Source organism: Pseudomonas sp. GM78 (genome assembly GCF_000282475.1).
Classification (GTDB): Bacteria; Pseudomonadota; Gammaproteobacteria; order Pseudomonadales; family Pseudomonadaceae; genus Aquipseudomonas.
The window spans coordinates 95,426-119,767 of sequence record NZ_AKJF01000198.1 but is presented as its reverse complement, the minus strand read 5'-3'; the positions used below and the strand labels follow the sequence as shown (position 1 = coordinate 119,767).

Sequence of the window (24,342 nt, the reverse complement as noted above, 5' to 3'; positions counted from 1 at the left end):
ATGCAAAGGTTATCCACAGTACTGACGGTCGGGCTCCTGGCCCTTGGCAGTGCATCGGTGTATGCCGATCAGAGTTGCGAGACGGTGAAAATGGCCGACCCGGGCTGGAGCGACATCGCCGCGACCAACGCCATCACCGGGTTTCTGCTGGACGGCATGGGCTACAAGGCCAAGGTCGACACCCTCGCGGTGCCGATCACCTTTGGCGGGCTCAAGGACGGCCAGGTGGATGTCTTCCTCGGCAACTGGATGCCGGCGCAGCAGGGTTTCTATGACAAGTTCGTCGCCACCGGCGACGTCACGCAACTGGCGAAGAACCTCGATGGCACCGAGTTCACCCTCGCTGTCCCGGACTATGTCTGGGATGCGGGTGTGCATAACTTTGCCGACCTGAACAAGTACGCCGACAAGTTCGACCACAAGATCTATGGCATCGGGTCTGGCGCACCGGCAAACATTTCGCTGCAAGAGATCATCAAGAAAAATGATTTCGACATGGGTCAGTGGAAACTGGTCGAATCCAGCGAGCAGGCCATGCTCGCGGAAGTGTCCCGCGCAGTGAAGAAGCAGAAGTTCGTGACCTTCCTCGGTTGGACGCCGCACCCGATGAATGTGCAGCTGAAAATGCATTATCTGAAGGGCGGCGAGAAATACTTCGGTGACACCGGCAGCGTCCACACCCTGACCCGCAAAGGTTATGCACAGGCCTGCCCGAACGTCGGCAAGCTGCTCACCAACCTGAGCTTCACTCAGGAAATGGAGAACAGCATCATGGCCGAGGTGGTGAACAAGAAAGTCAGCAATACCGATGCGGCCAAGGCGTGGATCAAGGCTAACCCGGCCGTTCTGGACAAGTGGCTCGATGGCGTGAAGACCGTGGATGGCAAGGATGCGTTGCCGGCAGTAAAAGCCAAGCTCTAAAACTGTGGGAGCGAGCCTGCTCGCGATGAGGCCATCAGATCCGACATTTGTATCGGCTGACACACCCCAATCGCGAGCAGGCTCGCTCCCACAATGTCTGGTGCTGATACTCTTGCGCAAACACCCAACCCGAGAGGACCCATGGCCCTTCCCAGCCGCCATTCACTCTTCCCATTCCTCACATGGTTGCCCCGGCAAACCCGCGCCAGCGTCGGTCGTGACCTGATCGTCGGCCTCAGTGGCGCGATTCTCGCGTTGCCGCAATCCATCGCTTACGCACTGATTGCCGGCCTTCCACCGGAATACGGCTTGTATGCGGCGATCATCCCGGTGTTGATCGCTTGTCTGTGGGGTTCGTCGTGGCATTTGATCTGCGGTCCGACGGCGGCCATTTCCATCGTCCTGTACGCCAGCGTCAGTCCCCTCGCCGTTCCGGCGACGCAGGACTACGTCACCGTGATCCTTTTGCTGACCCTCCTGGCCGGGATTTTCCAGTGGCTGCTGGGGTTGCTGCGTTTTGGTGCGCTGGTCAATTTCGTCTCTCATTCAGTGGTGCTTGGCTTCACCCTCGGCGCGGCGGTGGTGATTGCCGTCGGCCAGTTGCCCAACCTGCTGGGGCTCGACCTGCCCAGCCAGGCCACCGCACTGGACAGTTTCATCACATTGACCAGACACCTGGGTGAAGTGGATAAGCCTTCGCTCATGCTCGGCTTGGCCACCGTCGTGGTCGGCGTGATCCTCAAGTTGTGCTTGCCGCGCTGGCCGACGCTGTTGATTACGCTGGTGTTGGGTGCGCTGCTGGTCTGGCTGTGGCCCTCGATGTTCGGTCACGTAAAACTGGTGAGCGCCTTTATCGGCAAGTTGCCGCCCTTGAGTCCGCTGCCACTGGACCTCGACCTGATCCTGCGCCTGCTGCCCAGTGCCGTGGCGGTCGGCATGCTCGGGCTGGTCACCAGTCTGTCGATTGCCCGTTCGCTGTCGGCGCGCTCGCAGCAGTTGCTCGACGCCAATCAGGAAGTCCGCGCCCAAGGCTTGTCCAACATCGTCGGCGCGTTTTTCTCCGGATCACTCTCGGCCGGCTCCTTCACCCGCTCAGGCCTAAGCTACGAAGCGGGGGCGTGTTCGCCATTGGCCGGCGTCTTTTCGGCCTTATGGGTGGCGTTGTTCGCAATCTTCGGCGCCAGCCTGATCGCACATATCCCCATCCCGGCCATGGCCGGCAGCATTTTGCTGATCGCCTGGGGCCTGGTGGATCATCGTGGCATTCGTGCGCTGTTGCGGGTCAGCCGCGCCGAGTTCGTGGTCATGGGCCTGACCTGCATCGCCACGCTGCTGCTGGAACTGCAGACGGCGATCTACGCCGGGGTGCTGGCGTCGCTGTTCTTTTACCTCAAGCGCACCTCGCAACCCCGCGTGCAGCATTTACGCGACGGCGATGAAGACATTCTGCGGGTCGGCGGCTCGATCTTTTTCGGCGCCAGCCATTACCTGCAGGTTCGCCTGCAACGAATGCACGGTGCTCGGGTGGTGATCGAGGCGCAGCAAATCAACTTCATCGACTATTCGGGGGTTGAGATGCTGCATCAGGAAGCGCGGCGGCTGCTGCGCCAGGACCGCAGCCTGACCCTGCGCCGGGCACGGCCGCAGGTGGTGGATGAATTGAGGAAGCTGGAAGGGGCAGAGAAATGCCCGATCCGGTTTGAGGATTAAAAAGATCGCAGCCTTCGGCAGCTCCTACATGGGGATTGCGCTCACCCTGTAGGAGCTGCCGAAGGCTGCGATCTTTTGATTTTAAAGGGCCAGTTGTCGACGAAGCTCGGCCAGCACCGGCGCCGTATCCGGGCGCACTCCGCGCCACAGGAAGAAGGCTTCCGCCGCCTGCTCGGCCAACATCCCCAGCCCATCCATCGACACCGCCGCGCCATGTTCGCTGGCCCAACGGCAAAACGAGGTCGGCTCCTTGCCGTACATCATGTCGTAGCAAAGGGTCTTGCCCGGTTCGATCAGGCTGCTGGCAATCGGCGGGACATCGCCTGACAGGCTCGCGGACGTGGCGTTGATGATCAGGTCTACCGACTCTTGCAGCCAGTCATAACCACTGGCCGATACCGGGCCCAGGTCGCAGAACAGTTCGGCCAGCAACTCGGCCTTGTCCACCGTACGGTTGGCAATGACCACCGACGCCGGCTGCTCTGCCAACAACGGTTCCAGCGCACCGCGCACTGCGCCGCCGGCACCGAGCAGCAGGATGCGCTTGCCCTTGAGGCTGAAACCGGCATTGACCGTCAGGTCCCGCACCAGACCCGCACCGTCGGTGTTATCGCCCAGCAGGCTGCCATCGTCCAGTTTGCTCAGGGTATTGACCGCACCGGCCCGTTGCGCCCGCGCCGTCAGGCTGTCGGCCAGGCGATAAGCGTCTTCCTTGAACGGTACCGTCACATTCGCGCCACGGCCTTCGAGGAAAAACGCCCGGGCACAGCCGGAAAAATCATCGAGCGGCGCCAGCGAAGTGCTGTAGTCGAGTTTCTGCCCGGTCTGCTCGGCGAACAGACGATGAATCAACGGCGATTTGCTGTGGCCAATCGGGTTACCGAATACGACGTAACGGTCCATCTGGATTCCTCGTTCAGGCCTTGGCCAACCAATCGCGGTCTTGCAGGAAATATTCAGTCAGGCGTGCTTCTTCGCTGCCAGGCTCGGCTTTCCAGTCGTAACCCCAGCGTACTTGCGGTGGCAGCGACATGAGGATCGACTCGGTACGTCCACCCGACTGCAGGCCGAACAGGGTGCCACGGTCGTAGACCAGGTTGAACTCGACGTAACGGCCACGACGGAACTCCTGGAACTCCCGCTGCTTGGCGGTATAAGCGTCGTTTTTGCGACGCTGCACGATCGGCAGGTACGCCTCGATGTAGGCGTCGCCGATGGCACGCATGAAAGCGAAGCTGGTGTCGAAATCCCACTCGTTCAGGTCATCGAAAAACAAGCCGCCGATGCCTCGGGGTTCGTGGCGATGCTTGATGTGGAAGTAGCTGTCGCACCAGGCCTTGTAACGCGGGTAGACGTCCGCACCGAACGGCGCACAGGCCTGCTCGGCGACGCGGTGCCAGTGCACGCAATCTTCTTCATTGCCGTAGTACGGCGTCAGGTCAAAGCCGCCGCCAAACCACCAGACCGGCTCTTCACCTTCTTTTTCGGCGATGAAAAACCGCACGTTGGCGTGGGAGGTCGGTACATGCGGGTTGTGCGGGTGGATCACCAGCGACACGCCCAGGGCCTCGAAGCCACGCCCGGCCAGTTCCGGCCGATGGGCGCTGGCCGACGGTGGCAAACCGCTGCCGAAGACGTGGGAAAAGTTGACGCCGCCCTTTTCGATGACCGCGCCATTTTCGACCACGCGTGTGCGTCCGCCACCGCCGGCAGGCCGGGTCCAGGCGTCTTCGACGAAGCGCGTGCCGCCGTCTTCGGCCTCCAGGGCAGCACAAATACGGTCTTGCAGGTCGAGCAGGTAGGCTTTTACGGCCTCGGTGCGGGTAGTCATGGCATCACCTTGGATCGGGCAAAGCTACGCGACGCTCCATTGGAGCGGGCTGGCGCAAATGGGCGCGTAGCATACCACCGCCGAAGCGCTCGTCGCAGTTGACGCAGATCACGCTTAGGAGTCCGATAGGGCGCTTGGTAAAACGATCTCAGGAGAGTGCAGGTGGCAAAGCGTATCCAGTTCCGTGCCCATGGTGGTCCCGAAGTGCTCGAGTATGTGGATTACCAGCCCGCCGAACCCGGCCCGCAGCAGGTCCGCGTGACCAACAAGGCCATCGGCCTGAACTTCATCGACACCTATTACCGCAGCGGCCTCTATCCGCCACCGTCCCTGCCATCGGGTGTCGGTTCGGAAGGCGCGGGCGTGGTCGAGGCCGTTGGCAGCGAAGTGACCCGGTTCAAGGTCGGCGATCGCGTGGCATACGGCAGCGGCCCGTTGGGTGCCTACAGCGAGGCTCACGTCTTGCCCGAGGCCAACCTGGTGCACCTTCCGGACGCCATCAGTTTCGAACAGGCCGCCGGGGTGATGCTCAAGGGCCTGACCGTGCAATATCTGCTGCGCCAGACCTATGAACTCAAGGGTGGCGAAACCATCCTGTTCCACGCCGCTGCCGGTGGTGTCGGTTCCCTGGCCTGCCAATGGGCCAGGGCCTTGGGCGTGAAGTTGATCGGCACCGTGAGCTCGGCGCAGAAAGCCGCACTGGCCAAGGCCAATGGTGCCTGGGCGACCATCGACTACAGCCATGAAAACGTCGCACAGCGCGTACTGGAATTGACCGACGGCAAAAAAGTCCCGGTGGTGTACGACGGCGTCGGCAAGGACACCTGGCTGACTTCTCTCGACTGCGCGGCCCCCCGTGGGCTGGTTGTGAGCTTCGGCAATGCATCCGGGGCGGTGGACGGGGTGAACCTGGGGATTCTGGCGGGTAAAGGCTCGCTGTACGTCACCCGGCCGACGCTGGCGACCTACGCCAACAACGCCGAGAACCTGCAGCGCATGGCCGATGAGTTGTTCGAGATGATCATCAGCGGCAAGCTGACCGTGGACATCAGCCAGCGTTATCCACTGGCTGACGCAGCGAAGGCGCAGACCGAGTTGTCGGCGCGGCGTACGACCGGGTCGGTGATTTTGTTGCCTTGAGGACGCCTTCGCTGGCAAGCCAGCTCCCGCGTCGTATACAAATAATGTGAACGACCAAAACCCTGTGGGAGCTGGCTTGCCAGCGATTGGGGACGACGCGGTATCAGTCCGGGCGCACAACATGCCCGGTCGCCAGATCCCGAATAACACTCGGGTTCTTGCGCCCACCCAGGTTCCCACCCAACACCAGATCAACCTGACCCCGGAAATACTGCTCCACGCGAATCCGCGTGCGCGCCGCCGGCCGGCCCTGAGGGTTGGCGGAGGTCGACACCAGCGGCCCGACCAGTGCGCACAAATCCCGTACCTGCGGGTGATCGCTGACCCGCAACGCCACCGTTTCATGCACGCCGGTAATCCACTCCGGCAACATGTTCTGATGCGGCACCAGCCAGGTGTTCGGCCCCGGCCAGGTACTGGCCATGCGGTCCATCCACAGCTCGGGGAAGTCTTCGAAGAGGAAGTCGAACTGGCGGATATTGTCGGCCACCAGGATCAGGCCCTTGTCCACGGACCGACCCTTGATCAGCAGCAAACGATCCACTGCCTCTTCATCCCACGGGTCGCAACCCAGGCCCCAGACTGCTTCGGTTGGGTAGGCAATCACCGCCCCTGCGCGAATTGCTCGTGCGGCTTGCTGCACACGCCAACTGTTGACCATGAAAAACTCTCCAGAATAAGGCTCTGCGCAGTTTACCTTTCTTCCTTGTAAAACCTAGCTTACCCGCGCAAACCAGCGCCCGTTTTCGCAGACAGCGCGGCCGTCCATTTCCAGCTCCGTCAACGTCGCCAGGACCTTGGGCAAGGTCCAACCGCTGGCATCGGCCAGCGCTTCACTGGTGTGGGGGCTGGCATGGAGCAGCTTCAGCAGCGGATGACTCGTTGCAGCCGCGGGTGTTTCTGTGGAAAACGGCAGCTGCTGCCAGCCACGCAGGGCTTCGAGGATATGCTCGATGGTTTCCACCAGCACGGCGCCGTCGCGGATCAACTGATGGCAACCGCGAGCGCCAGGATGATGAATCGACCCTGGAATCGCATACACCTCGCGCCCCTGTTCCGCCGCCAGCCTGGCCGTGATCAACGAACCACTGGCAACGCTGGCTTCGACCACCAGCACGCCCAGGGACAATCCGCTGATGATCCGGTTGCGTCGGGGAAAGTTGGCGGCGCTAGGAGCGGCGTCCAGCGGAAACTCCGAGAGCACCGCGCTGCCCGACGCGATCATGGCGTCCGCCAGCCGCCGATTGCGCTGTGGATAAAAGTTTTCAAGCCCCGTGCCAAGTACCCCCACCGTTCGCCCGCCGACATCTAGCGCCGCCTGATGCGCGGCGGCATCGATTCCCAGGGCCAGACCGCTGGTGATGACGAACCCGGCACCGGCCAGGCTGCGGGAAAACGCGGCGGCGGTGTCCATGCCTGGCCGAGAAGCACGACGGCTGCCGACCATCGCCAATTGCGGTTTTTCCAGGATCTGCGGGTCGCCCGCCACGAACAGCAACGGCGGCGCGTCGCTGATTTGCGCCAGCAGTGCCGGGTAGTCGGGCTGGTCCCACATCAGTAAATGCTGGTCCTGGCGCTCTATCCAGGCCAATGCGTGGCTGGCACCGTCACGAACTTCAGGGGCGCGCCTGGCCTCCCCACACACCTGCGGCAAGCCCAACGCTCGCCATGCACTGGCCGGTGCGCTGATGGCCTTGGACGCCGAACCGAAGGCTTCCAGCAATTTCCTGAAACGCGCCGGGCCAAGTTCCGGCAGGCGGTGCAGACGTAGGCGCGCTTCCAGTTCCGCAGGGGAAAGCGATGTAAAAGCTGGTATCGACATGGATCATCCTTGATCGTTATGAGCACCCATCGAAACGGGAATAAGCTGTGGATAACTCTGTTGGTAACTTGTGAAGTGAGCTAAGGATTCTGCACCTTGTCCAGCACGGCCAAAGAACGTGAGGCATTGAGCACCAACCCATAGCTGAGCTTGTCGTAGGTGCGAAAAACCATCAGCAGGCCGGCGCGTTCATCCGGAATTTTCAAGGGCTGGCCGGTGATCCGGTCGCGCACGGTTTCGCCGGTTTTCATCACCGCCAGGACATTTCCTTCGGCCACGCCGTCGCGTTGCCCCTTGTTCAAGGTGACCACGTCCAGCGCACCGATCTGCGTGACCCCGCGCGGCACATCGATAATCAGGCCGTTGACCTGGGTGCCGGGTGCGCTGGGCATGAAGGTCGAATTGATCGAGTGTTCCTCGCCGCTGAACAGGCGGTCGCCGAGGCGCACCTCCTGGGTCGTGCGTTGCAGCGCCAGGGTCGCTACGTCGCCTTCGGTGGCGACGATCTCGCCACCGCCAATGTCATCGGCGTTGATGCCCAGGAACTCCTGGGTCTGCGGATCGGTGTAGACCTTGCCCTGGCGGAAGATGCCGTACACCGGCTGGGCCGGGTCGAAGTGGCCGCGGGCGAAGATGCGGTCGCCGGTGCCGCTGAGTACGCGCTCGGCATCACCGGCAACGATATAAGGCGCCTTGTCGAACTCCTCGGCCTTGTCGACGATGCGGTTGCTCAACAAAAAACTGTTGATCGCTTTCAGCGGGATGCTCGGGATGGCGTCGGCCACCGGATTGCTGCGCACCCGGGGTGAAAGTTTGATGGTGCCGCGTGAGGCGCCGCGATTGAGGGTCAGGCGCGGCTGGCCGTTGACGTAGACCAGCGATAGCGTGTCGCCGGGGTAGATGAGATCGGGATTTTCAACCTGTGGATTGGCCTGCCAGAGTTGCGGCCACTGCCACGGGTCACGCAGGTATTTTCCCGATATGTCCCAGAGTGTGTCGCCCGTTGCCACGGTGTACTGCTGTGGAAAACCCTCCCGAAGCTGCACTTGCGCGTGCGCAAAACCAGCCGAGGCCAGAAGCAGCAAGGCGAGTAGTGATTTCCTCATGCGATGAATCCCTTTATTATGTGCATTCGCGTGAAACGCCAGAGCCCTCGGTGGCTCGCTCCCGGCTTGCTTATGAAAAGAAGGGAGCTACGTTTTACAACGGTAGCCTGCATCTTCTTCGGAGCGCCCAGGCCATCGACCCGACTTTACTTCACACGTGCAGTAATCAGAGCTTATGGCCATTTTAAACATCCTCGAATTCCCTGACCCTCGCCTGCGTACGATCGCCAAGACAGTGACCGTAGTGGACGACGAAGTGCGTCAGCTGGTCGATGATATGTTTGAAACAATGTATGAAGCGCCAGGCATCGGCCTCGCCGCGACCCAGGTCAACGTGCACAAACGTATCGTCGTGATGGACCTCTCCGAAGACCGCACCGAACCGCGGGTGTTCATCAACCCCGAGTTCGAGCCCCTGACCGACGAGATGGAGCAATACCAGGAAGGCTGCCTCTCGGTGCCGGGTTTCTACGAAAACGTCGATCGCCCGCAGAAGGTCAAGGTCAAGGCCCTGGACCGCGATGGCCAGCCTTACGAACTGATCGCCGAAGGCCTGCTCGCCGTTTGCATCCAGCACGAATGCGACCACCTCAACGGCAAATTGTTCGTCGACTACCTGTCCACGCTCAAACGCGACCGTATCAAGAAGAAACTGGAAAAACTTCACCGCCAGAACGCTTGATGCCCCTCTTCAAAGGCTTGCTGCGGCAAGCCTTTTTCTTTTCAAGATGCTTTGTAATCGAGAGCTTTCATGACTGAGCCACTGCGCATTGTCTTTGCCGGCACCCCGGAATTCGCCGCCGAACACCTCAAGGCCCTGCTCGACAGCCCTTACGAGATCGTTGCGGTCTACACCCAGCCGGATCGTCCGGCAGGGCGTGGGCAAAAGCTGATGCCGAGCCCGGTCAAGCAACTGGCCCTTGAAAACAATATCGTGGTGTTGCAACCCCCGACCTTGCGCAATGCCGACGCCCAGGCCGAATTGGCCGCACTGAAGCCGGACTTGATGGTGGTGGTTGCCTACGGCCTGATCCTGCCGCAGGTGGTACTGGATATTCCGCGCCTGGGCTGCATCAACAGCCACGCCTCCCTGCTGCCTCGCTGGCGCGGTGCGGCGCCGATCCAGCGCGCCGTCGAAGCTGGCGACAGCGAAAGCGGCGTGACGGTGATGCGCATGGAAGCCGGCCTCGACACCGGGCCGATGCTGCTCAAAGTCGTCACGCCGATCAGCGCTCAGGACACCGGTGGCAGCCTGCATGACCGCCTGGCCGAAATGGGTCCGCCCGCCGTAATCCAGGCGATTGCCGGCCTCGCCGCCGGAACGCTGGAAGGTGAAGTGCAGGACGACAGCCTGGCCACATACGCCCACAAATTGAACAAAGACGAGGCGCGCATCGACTGGTCGCGGCCAGCGGTTGAGCTGGAGCGTCTGGTTCGCGCCTTCAACCCTTGGCCGATCACCCACAGCACGCTGAACGGCGAAGCGTTGAAAGTGCTGGCGGCGAACCTGGCCGAAGGGCAGGGCGCACCGGGGGAAATCCTCGGCGCCAGCAAGGACGGGCTGATCGTTGCCTGCGGTCAGCAGGCCCTGTGCCTGACCCGCCTGCAATTGCCCGGTGGCAAGGCGCTGAACTTCAGCGACCTGTTCAACAGCCGTCGTGAGAAATTCGCCATCGGCACCGTCCTCGGTCAAGCGGTGGACGCTCAATGAACCCGCGTCTGGCCGCCGCCAAGGCACTCGCCGCTGTCCTGAACGGCAAAGCTTCGCTCAACAGTTCACTGCCGACGCAACTGGACAAGGTCGAAGACCGTGATCGCGGCTTCACTCAGGATCTGGCGTTTGGCACCGCTCGCTGGCAGCCGCGCTTGTCGGCGCTGGCGGCCAAGCTGCTGCAGAAACCGTTCAAGGCGGCCGACGCCGATGTCGAAGCGCTGTTGCTGGTCGGTCTCTACCAACTGCTCTACACCCGCGTCCCGCCCCACGCCGCGATCGGCGAAACCGTGGGTTGCGCCGACAAGCTGAAAAAGCCCTGGGCCAAGGCCTTGCTCAATGCGGTACTGCGCCGCGCGCAACGGGAAAGTGAAACGTTGCTGGTCGAGCTGGAACACGACCCCGTCGTGCGTACCGCTCACCCGCGCTGGCTGCAAAAGTCGCTCAAAGCCTTCTGGCCCGAGCAGTGGGAAGCCATTTGCACGGCGAATAACGCGCACCCGCCGATGATCCTGCGGGTCAACCGCCGTCATCACAGCCGCGAGGCCTACCTTGGCCTTCTCGGTGAAGCGGGTATCGCCGCCAGTGCATGCGTTTACAGCCGCGACGGGATCATCCTCGAGGCAGCCGCCGACGTGCGCAGCCTGCCAGGCTTCGCCGAAGGCTGGATCAGCGTGCAGGACGAAGCGGCACAACTGGCTGCCGATTTGCTGGACCTGGCGCCGGGCCAACGCGTGCTCGACGCTTGCTGTGCACCCGGTGGCAAGACCTGCCACATCCTCGAAGCCGAACCCAAGCTGGCCGGCGTCGTCGCGGTGGACCTCGAAGCCAAGCGCCTGGTGCGGGTACGCGAGAACCTCGAACGCCTGAAACTGAGTGCCGAACTGATCGCCGCCGACGGCCGCGACACCGCCACCTGGTGGGACGGCAAACCGTTCCAGCGCATCCTCCTCGATGCACCGTGCTCGGCCACCGGCGTGATTCGCCGTCACCCGGACATCAAGCTGACTCGCCAAGCCGATGACATTGCCGCGCTGGCATTGCTGCAAGGCGAACTGCTGGACGCCCTGTGGATGACACTGGAAGTCGGCGGCATCCTGCTCTACGCCACCTGTTCCACGCTGCCGACCGAGAATACCGAAGTGATCGAGGCTTTCCTCGCTCGCACCCCGGGCGCCCGCGAACTGGACCTGGCCACGGCGGCCGGGATCAAACAGCCCCATGGCCGGCAATTGCTCGCCCAGGAAGGCGGCCACGACGGTTTCTACTACGCCAAGCTGATCAAGATCGCCGCCGCACGCGGTTAAACGGATTCAACGGAGTGACTGGATGAAAATCATCATCCTCGGAGCGGGGCAGGTCGGCGGTTCGCTGGCGGAGCACCTGGCAAGCGAAGCGAATGACATTACCGTGGTCGACACCGATGGCGAACGCCTGCGTGACCTCGGTGACCGGCTGGACATCCGCACGGTGCAGGGCCGCGGTTCGCTGCCGAGCATCCTGCGCCAGGCCGGTGCCGACGATGCCGACATGCTGGTCGCCGTGACCAGCAGCGATGAAACCAACATGGTGGCCTGCCAGGTTGCCCACACCCTGTTTCATACACCGACCAAGATCGCCCGCGTCCGTGAAGCGGCGTACCTGACCCGCAACGAACTGTTCGACAACGAAGCGATCCCGGTGGATGTGCTGATCAGCCCCGAGCAAGTGGTCACCAACTACATCAAGCGCCTGATCCAGCATCCGGGCGCTTTGCAGGTGATCGACTTCGCCGAGGGCAAGGCGCAGCTGGTCGCGGTGCGGGCCTATTACGGCGGACCGCTGGTGGGTCAGCAACTGCGCCAGCTGCGTGAACACATGCCGAATGTTGAAACCCGCGTGGCGGCGATTTTCCGTCGCGACCGGCCGATCCTGCCGCAGGGCGATACGGTGATCGAAGCGGACGACGAAGTGTTTTTCATCGCCGCTCGGGCGAACATTCGCGCGGTCATGAGTGAAATGCGTCGTCTCGACGAGACTTACAAGCGCATCGTCATCGCTGGCGGTGGGCAGATCGGCGAACGTCTGGCCGAAGCCATTGAAAGCCGTTACCAGGTGAAGATCATCGAGATGAACCCGGCACGCTGCCGCCATCTCTCGGACAATCTCGACAGCACCGTGGTGTTGCAGGGCAGCGCCTCCGACCGTGACCTGCTGCTGGAAGAGAACATCGCCGACGCAGACATCTTCCTGGCCCTGACCAACGATGACGAAGCCAACATCATGTCATCGCTGCTGGCCAAGCGCCTGGGGGCGAAGAAGGTGATGACCATCATCAACAACCCGGCCTACGTCGACCTGATCCAGGGTGGCGACATCGACATCGCCATCAGCCCGCAACTGGCGACCATTGGCACCTTGCTGGCTCACGTGCGTCGCGGCGATATCGTCAGCGTGCACTCGTTGCGCCGCGGTGCTGCTGAAGCCATCGAGGCCATTGCCCATGGCGATGCGAAGTCGAGCAAGGTGATCGGCAAGGCCATCGAGAACATTGGCTTGCCGCCTGGCACCACCATTGGCGCCATTATTCGCGATGAAGAGGTGATTATCGCGCACGATGACACCGTGATCGCCGCCGGCGACCATGTGATTCTGTTCCTTGTGGATAAAAAGCATATTCGCGATGTGGAAAAGCTGTTCCATGTCGGATTGAGTTTTTTCTGATTCGACATTTGCGGTGGCCAGGCGGACCTCTTCGCGAGCAAGCCAGCTCCCACAGTGATCTCCGGTGGACATAAAAGTTGTGTACCGCCGAGAACCCTGTGGGAGCGGGCTTGCCCGCGCAAGCAATCTCAAGAACACAACGCTGTCCCTGATCAACTTCAAAAAGGAATCCACCGATGATCGAATCCCTGGAAAAAATGCTCGCCAAGGGTGTGGATAACTCATTGCTGCGCTTCGGCTTGGGCAAGGGTTACCTGGATCTTGGGGATAACGCCAAGGCAGTCGAGCATTTCCAGCGCTGCGTCGAGATCGATCCGAAGTACTCGGCTGCCTGGAAGCTGTTAGGCAAGGCTCATCTGGCGCTGGCGGATTTTGCAGCGGCGCGACAAGCCTGGGAGAAAGGCCTGGAAGCCGCCCAAAACCACGGCGATAAGCAGGCCGAGAAAGAAATGACAGTGTTTCTGAAGAAGCTCGACCGTCAGGCGCACTGATGGAAGATAGCGTAAGCCAACAGATTCAATACCAGCGTTCTTCACCCGGAGGACGCTTCTTGAAGCGCTTCATGCTCCACATGTACTGGCTCGGATATGCCCGTACATAGCGCTCGACGACCTGGCTCATGGCAGCGCAAGACGTGGCGGTATCGGTGCTGTACATCGCCTCGGGCGCGGCTTCCAGGATCACCTTGTAACCCGAACCGTCCGGCAGCCGCAGCGCATGCAGGAACACGCCAACCGCTTTGCCACCGGCGAGCATGTTCGGCACAAACTTGCTGGTCAGCGCCTGTACGGCGAAGAACGGCACGAAGATCCCGGCGGATTCTGCCGGTTCCGGGTCGGCGGGAATGCCCACTGCACCACCCCTGCGCACTTCCTTGATCACGCTGAGAATACCTTCCTTGGTGGAAGCGGCCACCTTGTTGCCCAGTTGCACCCGTTGCTTTTGCAGCAATTCATCCACCGCTTTCAATTTTGGCGGACGATAGAAAATGATCGGTTTGCACTGGCTGCAGTAAAAGTGGTTGAGCACTTCCCAGTTGCCCAGGTGACTGGTGATGCCCACCACGCCTTTGCCAGAGGCGAGGGCGTCTTTCAATACGTCGAGGCCTTCCACTTCGCGAACCAGGTCGATGGAGCGCTGGGCCGGCCAGATCCAGGCACAGGCGCTTTCGGTCAGGGACTTGCCAATGTCTTTCAGGCTCTGGCCGACCAGACGCTCGCGTTCGGCAGGATCCATATCCGGAAAGCATTTGGAGAGGTTGATCCGCACCACGTCGCGGGAACGGTTGGGGGTTTTCCACATCACCCAGCCAATCGCCGAGCCGACAGCCTGTACTGCCCGCCACGGCAGCAGGGCAAACAGCCGTAGAGCGCCTACCAGCAAGGCGCCTTTAAACTTATCCACAGGTCACTCCTGATCTTGTGCTGTGCGCGAGGCGGCTATTCTAACCGCCGTTGACCAGCTGCGCGTAGCGATCGCAATCGCGGGTGTGGTCCATGACCATGCCCGAAGCCTGCATCAGCGCGTAGCAAATGGTCGGGCCAACGAAGGTGAACCCGGCCTTTTTCAAGCCTTTGCTCATCTCCACCGCCTCGGGCGTGATGGCCGGCACTTCGCTGCGATCCTTGAAATGATTGATCTTCGGCATGCCACCGACAAAGGACCAGAGAAACCCTACCGGGTCCTCCAGCGCCATCCAGGCCTGGGCATTGCGTCGGGCCGCCTTGAGCTTGAGGCGATTGCGGATGATCCCCGGGTCGAGCATCAATTCATCGATTTCCGCGTCGCTCATCTGCGCCACGCGCTGCACGTCGAAGCCGTACATCACCTGGCGATAATGCTCGCGTTTGCGTAGGACGGTGATCCAGGAAAGGCCGGCCTGGAACCCTTCGAGCAAAAGCAACTCGAACAATGCCTGCGCATCGCGTAGCGGCGTGCCCCACTCCTGATCGTGATAAGCCATGTACAGCGGATCTTCGGTACACCAAAAGCAGCGTGGCATAGGGCTCCAGGGGGCGTGCGCAGCAACGAATCGGGTATACTCCCGCTCTTTAAATCGCAGCCCAAGAAACAGGTGAATTTCGTGAGCCAGCCTACGCCAGCCGTGCGTACCTTCCAAGACTTGATCCTCGCCCTCCAGCAATACTGGGCCGAGCAAGGTTGTGTGGTACTTCAGCCCTACGATATGGAAGTAGGCGCCGGCACTTTCCACACCGCAACATTCCTGCGCGCCATTGGCCCGGAAACCTGGAACGCCGCTTATGTGCAGCCAAGTCGTCGCCCGACTGACGGCCGCTACGGCGAAAACCCGAACCGTCTGCAGCACTACTACCAGTTCCAGGTAGTGCTCAAGCCGAACCCGGACAACTTCCAGGAGCTGTACCTGGGCTCCCTCAAGCACGTGGGCCTGGACCCATTGGTGCATGACATCCGCTTCGTCGAAGACAACTGGGAATCGCCGACCCTCGGCGCCTGGGGTCTGGGCTGGGAAGTCTGGCTCAACGGCATGGAAGTGACCCAGTTCACCTACTTCCAGCAAGCGGGCGGCATCGAATGCTACCCGGTGACCGGAGAGATCACCTACGGCCTCGAGCGTCTGGCCATGTACCTGCAAGGCGTGGACTCGGTCTACGACCTGGTCTGGGCTGACGGTCCGTTCGGCAAAGTGACCTACGGCGACGTGTTCCACCAGAACGAAGTGGAACAGTCGACCTACAACTTCGAACACGCCAACGTCGAGAAGCTGTTCGAACTGTTCGATTTCTACGAAAGCGAAGCCAAGCGCCTGATCGAACTCGACCAGCCGCTGCCGTTGCCGAGCTACGAAATGGTGTTGAAGGCGTCCCACACCTTCAACCTGCTGGATGCGCGCCGTGCAATTTCGGTAACCGCGCGTCAGCAATACATCCTGCGTGTACGCACCCTGGCGCGTTCCGTTGCGCAAGCCTACCTGCTGGCTCGCGCCAAGCTGGGCTTCCCGATGGCGACCCCGGACCTGCGTGACGAAGTACTGGCCAAGCTGGAGGCTGCACAATGAGTGCTCTGGATTTTCTGGTTGAATTGGGCACTGAAGAACTGCCACCCAAGGCCCTGAACACCCTGGCCGAGGCGTTCCTTGCCGGTATCGACAAGGGCCTGCAAGCTGCCGGCCTGAACTACGAGACCAAAACCGTGTATGCCGCGCCGCGCCGTCTGGCGGTGCTGATCACCTCGCTGGCCACCCAGCAGCCGGATCGCAGCATCAACCTCGACGGCCCGCCACGTCAGGCCGCGTTCGATGCCGAAGGCAACCCGACTCAAGCGGCACTGGGCTTTGCCAAAAAGTGCGGCGTCGACCTGAGCGAAATCGATCAGAGCGGCCCGAAACTGCGCTACAGCCAGAGCATCGCCGGCAAGCCGACCGCAAGCCTGCTGCCGACCATCGTCGAAGATTCGCTGAACGACCTGCCGATTCCGAAGCGCATGCGCTGGGGCGCGCGCAAGGAAGAGTTCGTGCGTCCGACCCAATGGCTGGTAATGCTGCTCGGTGACCAGGTCATCGACTGCACCATCCTTGCCCAGAAGTCCGGCCGCGATTCCCGTGGTCACCGCTTCCACCACCCGGAAAGCGTGCGCATCGGTTCGCCGTCCAGCTACCTGGCCGACCTGCGTGCCGCTTACGTGCTGGCCGACGCCAACGAGCGTCGCGACATCATCAGCAAGCGCACCGAAGAGCTGGCCACCCGTCAGGAAGGCACGGCGATCGTTCCGCCAGCCCTGCTCGATGAAGTGACCGCGCTGGTCGAATGGCCGGTGCCGCTGGTGTGCTCGTTCGAGGAGCGTTTCCTCGATGTGCCGCAAGAAGCGCTGATCACCACCATGCAGGACAACCAGAAGTACTTCTGCCTGCTGGATGCCGAAGGCAAGTTGCTGCCACGTTTCATTACCGTGGCCAACATCGAAAGCAAAGACCCGCAGCAGATCATCGCCGGTAACGAAAAAGTGGTTCGCCCACGCCTGACCGACGCCGAGTTCTTCTTCAAGCAAGACAAGAAGCAGAAACTCGAAGACTTCAACCAGCGCCTGCAAAACGTGGTGTTCCAGGAAAAACTCGGCAGCGTCTACGACAAGGCCGAACGCGTTTCCAAGCTCGCTGCCTACATCGCAGCACGCATTGGCGGCAACGCTTCGTGGGCCGCTCGCGCAGGCTTGCTGTCGAAATGCGACCTGGCCACCGAAATGGTCGGCGAGTTCCCGGAGATGCAAGGTGTCGCCGGCTACTACTACGCCCTCAATGACGGCGAGCCGCAAGACGTCGCCCTGGCCCTGAACGAGCAGTACATGCCGCGCGGTGCCGGCGCTGAACTGCCGTCCACCCTGACCGGTGCGGCCGTGGCCATCGCCGACAAGCTCGACACCCTCGTGGGGATCTTCGGCATCGGCATGCTGCCGACCGGTAGCAAAGACCCTTACGCCCTGCGCCGCGCCGCATTGGGTGTGTTGCGTATCCTGATCGAGAAACAGCTGGATCTGGACCTGAACGACGCCGTGGCCTTCGCCGTGAATGCGTTCGGTGCCAAGGTCAAGGCTGCCGGCCTCAACGACGCCGTGCTGGAGTTCATCTTCGACCGTCTGCGTGCCCGTTATGAGGATGAAGGCGTCGACGTGGCGACCTACCTGTCGGTTCGCGCCTTGAACCCGGGCTCGGCCCTGGACTTCGACCAGCGCGTGCAAGCGGTACAGGCCTTCCGCAAGTTGCCGGAAGCCGCGGCCCTGGCGGCGGTGAACAAGCGCGTATCGAACTTGCTGAGCAAGGTCGAAGGCTCGGTGCCGACCGTGGTGGAAGCCAAGTACTTCGACAATGCCAACGAGTTCTCCCTGTATTCAGCGATCCAGCAGGCGGACCAGGCAGTCCAGCCTATGGCCGCGGCACGTCAGTACAGCGAATCGCTGGCACGCCTGGCCGCCTTGCGCGAGCCGGTGGACGCGTTCTTCGAAGCAGTGATGGTCAACGCGGAAGACGCCAATGTGCGCGCCAACCGTTATGCACTGCTGGCGCGTCTGCGTGGCTTGTTCCTCGGCGTCGCCGATATTTCGTTGCTGGGGTAAGACTGTTTGAAACTGCTGATTCTCGATCGGGACGGGGTGATCAATTACGACTCCGACGCTTACATCAAGTCGGTGGAGGAGTGGATTCCACTCCCCGGTTCGATCGAAGCCATCGCGCAGTTGAGCAAGGCCGGCTGGACGGTGGCGGTCGCCACCAACCAGTCGGGCATCGCTCGCGGCTATTACGATCTCGCCACCCTGGACGCCATGCACGCGCGCTTGCGCTCGCTGGTGGCCGAGCAGGGTGGTGAAGTCGGCCTGATCGTCTATTGCCCGCACGGGCCGGACGACGGCTGCGATTGCCGCAAGCCCAAACCCGGGATGTTGAAAAGCATCGCCGCACATTACAACGTATCGCTGACTGATCTATGGTTTGTCGGCGATAGTCTCGGTGACCTGGAAGCCGCCAAAGCCGTCGATTCTCAGCCTGTTTTAGTTAAGACCGGGAAAGGCGAAAAGACTTTAGGCAAGACCCTACCGGCAGGCACTTTGATTTTCGACGATCTGGCGGCGATTGCCGCAGAACTTATCCACAATTAGAGCGCTTTCGACAGATCGGGAGTGCGCTTGAACAGTCGGGCAGTGCCCGTAACGGTAAACGTCGCCATGTCGATACTGCAGGCCATCAGAACATTTCTCTTTTACCTGCTGCTGGGCACCAGCTCTCTGCTGTGGTGCAGCCTGAGTTTTTTTATCGCGCCCTTTCTGCCGTTCAAGGCGCGCTATCGGTTCATCAACGTGTATTGGTGCCGCTGCGCCTTGTGGCTGAGCAAGGTGTTCCTGGGCATTCGCTATGAAGTGAAGGGTGCCGAGAACGTGCCCGCACAGCCCTGCGTGATCCAGTCGAACCACCAGAGCACCTGGGAGACATTCTTTCTCTCAGCCTATTTCGAGCCATTGAGCCAGGTGCTCAAGCGCGAACTGCTCTACGTGCCTTTCTTCGGCTGGGCGATGGCCATGCTGCGCCCGATCGCCATCGACCGCGACAACCCGAAAGCGGCACTCAAGCATGTCGCCAAGAAAGGCGATGAGTTGCTCAAGGACAACGTCTGGGTGCTGATTTTCCCCGAAGGTACGCGCGTTCCCTTCGGCACCATCGGCAAATTCTCGCGGGGCGGTACGGCGCTGGCGGTGAATGCCGAGCTACCGGTGCTGCCGATTGCCCACAACGCTGGCAAGTTCTGGCCAAAAACCGGCTGGAAGAAGAAGCAGGGCGTCATCACCGTGATCATCGGCGCGCCGATGTATGCAGAAGGTAGCGGACCACGGGCTATCGCCGATTTGAACGATCGGGTTCAGGCCTGGAACGAGCAGATGCAACGGGAAATGGGCTCTTTGCCACCCGCTCCACAAGCACCGGCTGCCAACGATCAGGTGGTTGTCTGAGGTTCTGTGGATAACCTGTGTACCGTTTATGAGAAAAGTGCTTTTTTTTGCTTCTAACTTGATGATTTATATAGATATTTCTTAAAGCGAAAAAAACCCGAAAAACGTGCATAAGTTTTTTTCGGGCGCAAAAAAACCGGCTGATATAGCCGGTTTTTTTATGCCTGTAACGTGGGTGTTTCACGCCTGCAGAATATCTTTCAAAATTCAAAAAAAAGGCCAACGCACATGCGTTGGCCTTTTTCGTTTGGCGAGTGAACCGGGATCAGAAGTCCAGGTTGGAAACCGCCAGGGCGTTGCTTTCGATGAAGTCACGGCGAGGTTCGACCGCATCACCCATCAGGGTGTTGAAGATCTGGTCCGCGCCAATGGCGTCTTCGATGGTCACTTTCAGCATCCGGCGAACGCTAGGGTCCATGGTGGTTTCCCACAGCTGATCCGGGTTCATCTCGCCCAGACCTTTGTATCGCTGGATGGTGTGACGCTTGGTGCTTTCAGCCATCAGCCAGTCCAGGGCTTCCTTGAACTCGGTGACCGCCTTCTTACGCTCGCCACGCTGGATGTACGCACCTTCGTCCAGCAGAGTGCTCAGCTGAGCGCCCAGGGACACGACGGTCTTGTAGTCGTTGCTGCCGAAGAAGTCGCGGTTGAACGTGACGTAGTTAGACAGGCCGTGGGAGATCAGTTCGACCTCTGGCAGCCAGACGTTACGTTCACGGTCTTCACGCAGGCTGGCCTTGTACACCAGGCCGGACTTCTCGACGGTGCGCAGGCGCACTTCGTACTGGGCCAGCCAATCCTGCATCGCCGCGTGATCGGACAATTGCTCCAGGCTGACGGCAGGCAGGTAGATGAAGTGCTCGGTCAGTTCCTGTGGGTACAGGCGCGACAGGCGCTTGAGGGTTTTCATCACCAGGCGGAAGTCATTCACCAGGCGCTCAAGGGCTTCGCCCGAGATGCCTGGTGCGTCTTCATTCAGGTGCAGGCTCGCGTCTTCCAGGGCCGACTGCGTCATGTACTCTTCCATGGCGTCGTCGTCTTTGATGTACTGCTCTTGCTTGCCTTTCTTGACCTTGTACAGCGGTGGCTGGGCGATATAGATGTAGCCACGCTCGATCAGCTCTGGGAGCTGACGGAAGAAGAAGGTCAGCAACAGGGTACGGATGTGCGAACCGTCGACGTCAGCATCGGTCATGATGATGATGTTGTGATAACGCAACTTGTCGATGTTGTACTCTTCGCGGCCAATGCCGCAGCCCAGCGCGGTGATCAAGGTGCCCACTTCCTGGGAAGAGATCATCTTGTCGAAACGCGCTTTCTCGACGTTCAGGATCTTACCCTTGAGCGGGAGGATCGCCTGGGTCTTGCGGTTACGTCCCTGCTTGGCGGAGCCGCCAGCAGAGTCACCTTCCACGAGGTACAGTTCGGAAAGGGCAGGGTCCTTTTCCTGGCAGTCAGCCAGTTTGCCCGGCAGGCCGGCGATGTCCAGTGCGCCCTTACGGCGGGTCATCTCACGGGCCTTGCGCGCGGCTTCACGCGCACGTGCCGCGTCGATCATCTTGCCGACAACCAGCTTGGCTTCGTTCGGGTTTTCCAGCAGGAAGTCGGAGAAGTACTTGCCCATTTCCTGTTCGACCGCGGTCTTCACTTCGGAAGAGACCAGCTTGTCCTTGGTCTGGGAGCTGAACTTCGGATCCGGCACTTTTACCGAAATGATCGCGGTCAGGCCTTCACGGGCATCGTCACCGGTAGTCGCGACCTTGTGCTTCTTCGCCAGGCCTTCGGCTTCGATATAGGTGTTGAGGTTACGCGTCAGTGCGGAACGGAAACCCACCAGGTGAGTACCGCCATCGCGCTGCGGAATGTTATTGGTGAAGCACAACAGGTTCTCGTTGAAGCTGTCGTTCCACTGCAGGGCGATTTCCACGCCGATGCCGTCTTCACGCTGGATGTTGAAGTGGAACACCTGGTTGACCGGGGTCTTGTTGGTGTTCAGGTATTCAACGAACGCACGCAGGCCGCCTTCGTATTTGAACAGCTCTTCCTTGCCGCTGCGCTCGTCCTTGAGGACGATACCGACACCGGAGTTGAGGAAGGACAGTTCACGAATCCGCTTGGCCAGGATGTCCCAGCTGAAGTGGATGTTCTTGAAGGTTTCGCTGGAAGCCTTGAAGTGGATCTGGGTGCCGGTGGTTTCGCTGTCGCCAACGATCTTCATCGGCTCCTGCGGAACACCATGGACGTAGGTCTGTTCCCAGATCTTGCCGCTACGGCGAACGGTGAGGACCAGCTCTTCAGACAGGGCGTTCACTACCGACACACCTACGCCGTGCAGGCCGCCGGATACCTTGTAGGAGTTGTCATCGAACTTACCGCCGGCGTGCAGCACGGTCATGATGACCTCGGCTGCCGAAACGCCTTCTTCCTTGTGCACGTCTACCGGGATGCCACGGCCGTTGTCTTTGACGGTGATGGATTCATCCGGGTGAATGATGATGCTGATGTCGTCGCAGTGGCCGGCGAGCGCTTCGTCGATCGAGTTATCGACCACCTCGAACACCATGTGGTGCAGACCGCTGCCATCGTCGGTGTCACCAATGTACATACCGGGACGTTTGCGTACGGCATCCAGGCCTTTCAGCACTTTAATGCTCGTTGAGTCGTACGTATTTTCTTCGCTCAATGCCTTCACTCCCGATGGTCGTGGGTCTGGGTGATACGGCCCTGTTCCACGTGGAACAGGGCGACTGGCGTTTCCGTCTGCCAGCCTTCCCTCAATAATTCGTGGTCTACACAGGTGATAAACACCTGGCAGCGTAAGTCTTCCAGCAAGCGGCAAAGCGCACGGCGGTGCTGCTCGTCCAGTTCGGACGGCAAGTCATCCACCAGATAAATACACTGACCGCGTCGGGCCTGGCTGACCAGGTGACCTTGGGCGATGCGCAATGCGCAGACCACCAACTTCTGCTGTCCTCGAGACAGGATGTCCGCGGCATTGTGTGCGCCCAATCTGAGGCGCAAATCAGCACGTTGCGGTCCTGCCTGGGTATGTCCCATCTGCTGATCCCGCTGAAGGGATCCGGCGAGTACAGCGCTCAATTCACGGTCTTTGTCCCAGCCCCGGTAATAGCTGAGCGTTAGGCCCTCGAGCTCAACCAGTTCGCTCAAGGTCTGTTCAAACACCGGTTTCAAGGCTTTGATATAGGCGCGGCGGTATTCATCTATTTCAGCGCTGGCCTGGCACAACTCCCTGTCCCAAACCGCTTGAGAAACGGCGTCAAGTGTACCATGCCGCAGCCAAGAGTTTCTCTGGCGCAGGGCCTTCTGCAGCCGTTGCCAAGTGGACATGAAGCGGGGTTCCACGTGGAACACGCCCCAGTCGAGGAACTGTCGACGAATCTTTGGCGCCCCCTCCAGCAAGCGGAAGCTGTCCGGGTTGATCAACTGTAACGGCAGGATCTCGGCCAGCTGCGCCGCACTCCGCGCGTTCTGCCCGTCGATCCGGATCTGGAACTCCCCCTGCCGGTCCCGCGAAATACCCAAGGCGCTGTGACCGCCCTCGGCCAACTCGACCTGGCCAAATACCGTGCACGCCAATTGTTCGTATTGAATGACAGGCAACAACCGGGTGCTGCGAAACGAACGGGCGAGCCCCAGCAGGTGAATGGCTTCCAGGACACTGGTTTTGCCGCTGCCGTTGGCGCCGTAAAGAATATTGATTCGGGGGGAGGGGGAGAAGGTCACCGGGTGCAGATTGCGCACCGCGGTGACCGAGACGCGACTTAAGGACATCTAGCTTCTGCTGAACATGATTACAGACGCATCGGCATGACGACGTAGGCCGAGTCGTCGTTGTCGGACTCCTGGACCAGCGCACTGCTGTTGGAGTCGGACAGGATCAGGCGAACCTGTTCGGTGGTCATCACGCCCAATACGTCGAGCAAGTAGCTGACGTTGAAGCCGATTTCCAGGGAGCCTCCGTTGTACTCTACGCCAACTTCCTCTTCCGCTTCTTCCTGCTCCGGGTTGTTCGCCTGGATCTTCAGCTGACCAGCGGCCAGTTGCAGGCGGATGCCGCGGTACTTCTCGTTGGACAGAATCGCCGTGCGGCTGAACGCCTCGCGCAACGCCTGGCGATCACCAAGCACCAGCTTGTCGCCGCCTTTTGGCAGAACGCGCTCGTAGTCCGGGAATTTGCCGTCGACCAGTTTCGAGGTGAAGGTGAACTCACCGGTGGTAGCGCGAATGTGGTGCTGGCCCAAAACAATGCTGACTATACCGTCCGGCTCGGTCAGCAAACGTGCCAGTTCAAGGATACCCTTGCGCGGCACGATGACCTGATGGCGGTCCGGCTGGCCAATATCAGCCTGCATCGAGCACATTGCCAAGCGGTGACCGTCGGTGGCCACGGCGCGAATGACGCCTGCCGAGACTTCCAGCAGCATGCCGTTGAGGTAGTAACGCACGTCCTGCTGGGCCATGGCGAAGCTGGTGCGCTCGATCAGGCGACGCAGTTTGCTTTGCTCGAGGCTGCACGTCAGCGAGCCAGGACCTTCTTCCACGGTAGGGAAATCGTTGGCCGGCAGGGTCGAGAGGGTGAAGCGGCTACGGCCAGCCTTCACCACCAGCTTCTGTTCATCGACCTTGATGTCGATCAGCGCGTCGTTCGGGAGGCTTTTGCAGATATCCATCAGTTTACGTGCAGGCACGGTGATGGAACCTGTTTCAGCAGGCTCTTCGAGTTGCACTCGACCAACCAGCTCGACTTCAAGGTCGGTACCGGTCAGCGACAATTGCTGGCCTTCGACAACCAGCAGCACGTTGGAGAGCACCGGCAAGGTCTGTCGGCGCTCGACGACGCCTGCGACCAGTTGCAGGGGTTTCAACAGGGCTTCGCGTTGAATGGTGAAATGCATGGTCTAGT

The 24,342-nt window shown here is 60.7% G+C and carries 22 protein-coding genes; 12 read left to right on the top strand and 10 right to left on the bottom strand.

Annotation, left to right across the window (positions count from 1 at the left end):
• Together choX and PMI35_RS05160 are read left to right on the top strand one after the other, a co-directional pair.
• Window positions 1–921, top strand: coding sequence for a choline ABC transporter substrate-binding protein (gene choX, locus PMI35_RS05155; RefSeq protein ID WP_008064662.1), 921 nt, complete (start codon window positions 1–3; stop codon window positions 919–921).
• Window positions 922–1,062: 141 nt separating this feature from the next.
• Window positions 1,063–2,631, top strand: a complete 1,569-nt coding sequence (locus PMI35_RS05160; protein WP_008064661.1) for a SulP family inorganic anion transporter — start codon at window positions 1,063–1,065, stop codon at window positions 2,629–2,631.
• A gap of 81 nt (window positions 2,632–2,712) precedes the next feature.
• Here the strand turns inward: PMI35_RS05160 and aroE are convergent, their stop codons facing one another.
• Together aroE and hemF are read right to left on the bottom strand one after the other, a co-directional pair.
• Entirely contained in the window at window positions 2,713–3,534 is an 822-nt protein-coding gene (aroE, locus tag PMI35_RS05165; RefSeq protein WP_008064660.1) for a shikimate dehydrogenase, read from the bottom strand.
• A 13-nt stretch (window positions 3,535–3,547) separates the two neighbouring features.
• Window positions 3,548–4,462, bottom strand: a complete 915-nt coding sequence (gene hemF / locus PMI35_RS05170) for an oxygen-dependent coproporphyrinogen oxidase (protein WP_008064657.1) — start codon at window positions 4,460–4,462, stop codon at window positions 3,548–3,550.
• Between the two features lie 162 nt (window positions 4,463–4,624).
• Here hemF and PMI35_RS05175 point away from each other — a divergent pair, with 162 nt between their 5' ends.
• Entirely contained in the window at window positions 4,625–5,602 is a 978-nt protein-coding gene (locus PMI35_RS05175; RefSeq protein ID WP_008064655.1) for an NADPH:quinone reductase, read from the top strand.
• Window positions 5,603–5,705: 103 nt separating this feature from the next.
• Here the strand turns inward: PMI35_RS05175 and PMI35_RS05180 are convergent, their stop codons facing one another.
• The 3 genes from PMI35_RS05180 to PMI35_RS05190 form a co-directional block, all read right to left on the bottom strand.
• Entirely contained in the window at window positions 5,706–6,263 is a 558-nt protein-coding gene (locus PMI35_RS05180; protein WP_008064654.1) for an L-threonylcarbamoyladenylate synthase, read from the bottom strand.
• Between the two features lie 54 nt (window positions 6,264–6,317).
• Window positions 6,318–7,424 carry a DNA-processing protein DprA gene (gene dprA, locus PMI35_RS05185; RefSeq protein ID WP_008064651.1) on the bottom strand — a complete coding sequence of 369 codons (1,107 nt, stop codon included), beginning with the start codon at window positions 7,422–7,424 and terminating at the stop codon, window positions 6,318–6,320.
• A gap of 80 nt (window positions 7,425–7,504) precedes the next feature.
• Entirely contained in the window at window positions 7,505–8,530 is a 1,026-nt protein-coding gene (locus tag PMI35_RS05190; protein WP_008064649.1) for a LysM peptidoglycan-binding domain-containing protein, read from the bottom strand.
• 175 nt (window positions 8,531–8,705) lie between these two features.
• Between PMI35_RS05190 and def the strand changes: the two genes are divergently transcribed.
• The 5 genes from def (at window position 8,706) to PMI35_RS05215 (ending at window position 13,435) form a co-directional block, all read left to right on the top strand.
• A complete protein-coding gene (gene def, locus PMI35_RS05195; RefSeq protein WP_008064647.1) occupies window positions 8,706–9,212 on the top strand; it encodes a peptide deformylase in 507 nt (168 codons plus the stop codon).
• Window positions 9,213–9,281: 69 nt separating this feature from the next.
• The gene (fmt, locus tag PMI35_RS05200) at window positions 9,282–10,241 is read left to right on the top strand and encodes a methionyl-tRNA formyltransferase (protein ID WP_008064645.1); all 960 of its coding nucleotides are present in this window, start codon (window positions 9,282–9,284) and stop codon (window positions 10,239–10,241) included.
• Window positions 10,238–11,548, top strand: coding sequence for a 16S rRNA (cytosine(967)-C(5))-methyltransferase RsmB (gene rsmB, locus PMI35_RS05205; protein WP_008064643.1), 1,311 nt, complete (start codon window positions 10,238–10,240; stop codon window positions 11,546–11,548). The genes fmt and rsmB overlap by 4 nt, the downstream gene beginning before the upstream one ends.
• Window positions 11,549–11,570: 22 nt before the next feature.
• Complete coding sequence (gene trkA / locus PMI35_RS05210; protein ID WP_008064642.1) at window positions 11,571–12,944, top strand: Trk system potassium transporter TrkA; 1,374 nt, start codon at window positions 11,571–11,573, stop codon at window positions 12,942–12,944.
• A 176-nt stretch (window positions 12,945–13,120) separates the two neighbouring features.
• Window positions 13,121–13,435, top strand: coding sequence for a tetratricopeptide repeat protein (locus tag PMI35_RS05215; RefSeq protein ID WP_008064640.1), 315 nt, complete (start codon window positions 13,121–13,123; stop codon window positions 13,433–13,435).
• Between the two features lie 25 nt (window positions 13,436–13,460).
• Here PMI35_RS05215 and PMI35_RS05220 read toward each other — a convergent pair whose 3' ends face one another.
• Both PMI35_RS05220 and tag read right to left on the bottom strand, forming a co-directional pair.
• A complete protein-coding gene (locus PMI35_RS05220) occupies window positions 13,461–14,348 on the bottom strand; it encodes a lysophospholipid acyltransferase (protein WP_008064638.1) in 888 nt (295 codons plus the stop codon).
• A gap of 40 nt (window positions 14,349–14,388) precedes the next feature.
• Window positions 14,389–14,946 (bottom strand): DNA-3-methyladenine glycosylase I, encoded by a 558-nt coding sequence (tag, locus tag PMI35_RS05225; protein ID WP_008064636.1) that lies wholly within the window; start codon window positions 14,944–14,946, stop codon window positions 14,389–14,391.
• 81 nt (window positions 14,947–15,027) lie between these two features.
• Here tag and glyQ point away from each other — a divergent pair, with 81 nt between their 5' ends.
• The 4 genes from glyQ (at window position 15,028) to PMI35_RS05245 (ending at window position 19,418) form a co-directional block, all read left to right on the top strand.
• Window positions 15,028–15,981, top strand: coding sequence for a glycine--tRNA ligase subunit alpha (glyQ, locus tag PMI35_RS05230; protein WP_003213601.1), 954 nt, complete (start codon window positions 15,028–15,030; stop codon window positions 15,979–15,981).
• Window positions 15,978–18,032, top strand: coding sequence for a glycine--tRNA ligase subunit beta (gene glyS / locus PMI35_RS05235; protein WP_008064634.1), 2,055 nt, complete (start codon window positions 15,978–15,980; stop codon window positions 18,030–18,032). The genes glyQ and glyS overlap by 4 nt, the downstream gene beginning before the upstream one ends.
• Window positions 18,033–18,038: 6 nt before the next feature.
• The gene (gene gmhB, locus PMI35_RS05240) at window positions 18,039–18,572 is read left to right on the top strand and encodes a D-glycero-beta-D-manno-heptose 1,7-bisphosphate 7-phosphatase (RefSeq protein ID WP_008064633.1); all 534 of its coding nucleotides are present in this window, start codon (window positions 18,039–18,041) and stop codon (window positions 18,570–18,572) included.
• 66 nt (window positions 18,573–18,638) lie between these two features.
• Complete coding sequence (locus PMI35_RS05245; RefSeq protein WP_032832024.1) at window positions 18,639–19,418, top strand: lysophospholipid acyltransferase family protein; 780 nt, start codon at window positions 18,639–18,641, stop codon at window positions 19,416–19,418.
• A gap of 265 nt (window positions 19,419–19,683) precedes the next feature.
• Here PMI35_RS05245 and gyrB read toward each other — a convergent pair whose 3' ends face one another.
• The 3 genes from gyrB to dnaN are packed head-to-tail and all read right to left on the bottom strand — an operon-like array spanning window position 19,684 to window position 24,334.
• Window positions 19,684–22,101 carry a DNA topoisomerase (ATP-hydrolyzing) subunit B gene (gyrB, locus tag PMI35_RS05250; protein WP_008064629.1) on the bottom strand — a complete coding sequence of 806 codons (2,418 nt, stop codon included), beginning with the start codon at window positions 22,099–22,101 and terminating at the stop codon, window positions 19,684–19,686.
• Between the two features lie 5 nt (window positions 22,102–22,106).
• Window positions 22,107–23,210 (bottom strand): DNA replication/repair protein RecF, encoded by a 1,104-nt coding sequence (recF, locus tag PMI35_RS05255; RefSeq protein WP_008064628.1) that lies wholly within the window; start codon window positions 23,208–23,210, stop codon window positions 22,107–22,109.
• Between the two features lie 20 nt (window positions 23,211–23,230).
• On the bottom strand, window positions 23,231–24,334 hold the full coding sequence (gene dnaN, locus PMI35_RS05260; RefSeq protein ID WP_008064624.1) for a DNA polymerase III subunit beta: 1,104 nt from the start codon (window positions 24,332–24,334) through the stop codon (window positions 23,231–23,233).
• Window positions 24,335–24,342: the final 8 nt, after the last annotated feature.

Coding starts and splice junctions, on each gene's coding strand:
- choX (WP_008064662.1), top strand. CDS start 1: ATGCAAAGGTTATCCACAGTACTGACGGTCGGGCTCCTGGCCCTTGGC.
- PMI35_RS05160 (WP_008064661.1), top strand. CDS start 1,063: ATGGCCCTTCCCAGCCGCCATTCACTCTTCCCATTCCTCACATGGTTG.
- aroE (WP_008064660.1), bottom strand. CDS start 3,534: ATGGACCGTTACGTCGTATTCGGTAACCCGATTGGCCACAGCAAATCG.
- hemF (WP_008064657.1), bottom strand. CDS start 4,462: ATGACTACCCGCACCGAGGCCGTAAAAGCCTACCTGCTCGACCTGCAA.
- PMI35_RS05180 (WP_008064654.1), bottom strand. CDS start 6,263: ATGGTCAACAGTTGGCGTGTGCAGCAAGCCGCACGAGCAATTCGCGCA.
- dprA (WP_008064651.1), bottom strand. CDS start 7,424: ATGTCGATACCAGCTTTTACATCGCTTTCCCCTGCGGAACTGGAAGCG.
- PMI35_RS05190 (WP_008064649.1), bottom strand. CDS start 8,530: ATGAGGAAATCACTACTCGCCTTGCTGCTTCTGGCCTCGGCTGGTTTT.
- def (WP_008064647.1), top strand. CDS start 8,706: ATGGCCATTTTAAACATCCTCGAATTCCCTGACCCTCGCCTGCGTACG.
- fmt (WP_008064645.1), top strand. CDS start 9,282: ATGACTGAGCCACTGCGCATTGTCTTTGCCGGCACCCCGGAATTCGCC.
- rsmB (WP_008064643.1), top strand. CDS start 10,238: ATGAACCCGCGTCTGGCCGCCGCCAAGGCACTCGCCGCTGTCCTGAAC.
- trkA (WP_008064642.1), top strand. CDS start 11,571: ATGAAAATCATCATCCTCGGAGCGGGGCAGGTCGGCGGTTCGCTGGCG.
- PMI35_RS05215 (WP_008064640.1), top strand. CDS start 13,121: ATGATCGAATCCCTGGAAAAAATGCTCGCCAAGGGTGTGGATAACTCA.
- tag (WP_008064636.1), bottom strand. CDS start 14,946: ATGCCACGCTGCTTTTGGTGTACCGAAGATCCGCTGTACATGGCTTAT.
- glyS (WP_008064634.1), top strand. CDS start 15,978: ATGAGTGCTCTGGATTTTCTGGTTGAATTGGGCACTGAAGAACTGCCA.
- PMI35_RS05245 (WP_032832024.1), top strand. CDS start 18,639: ATGTCGATACTGCAGGCCATCAGAACATTTCTCTTTTACCTGCTGCTG.
- recF (WP_008064628.1), bottom strand. CDS start 23,210: ATGTCCTTAAGTCGCGTCTCGGTCACCGCGGTGCGCAATCTGCACCCG.
- dnaN (WP_008064624.1), bottom strand. CDS start 24,334: ATGCATTTCACCATTCAACGCGAAGCCCTGTTGAAACCCCTGCAACTG.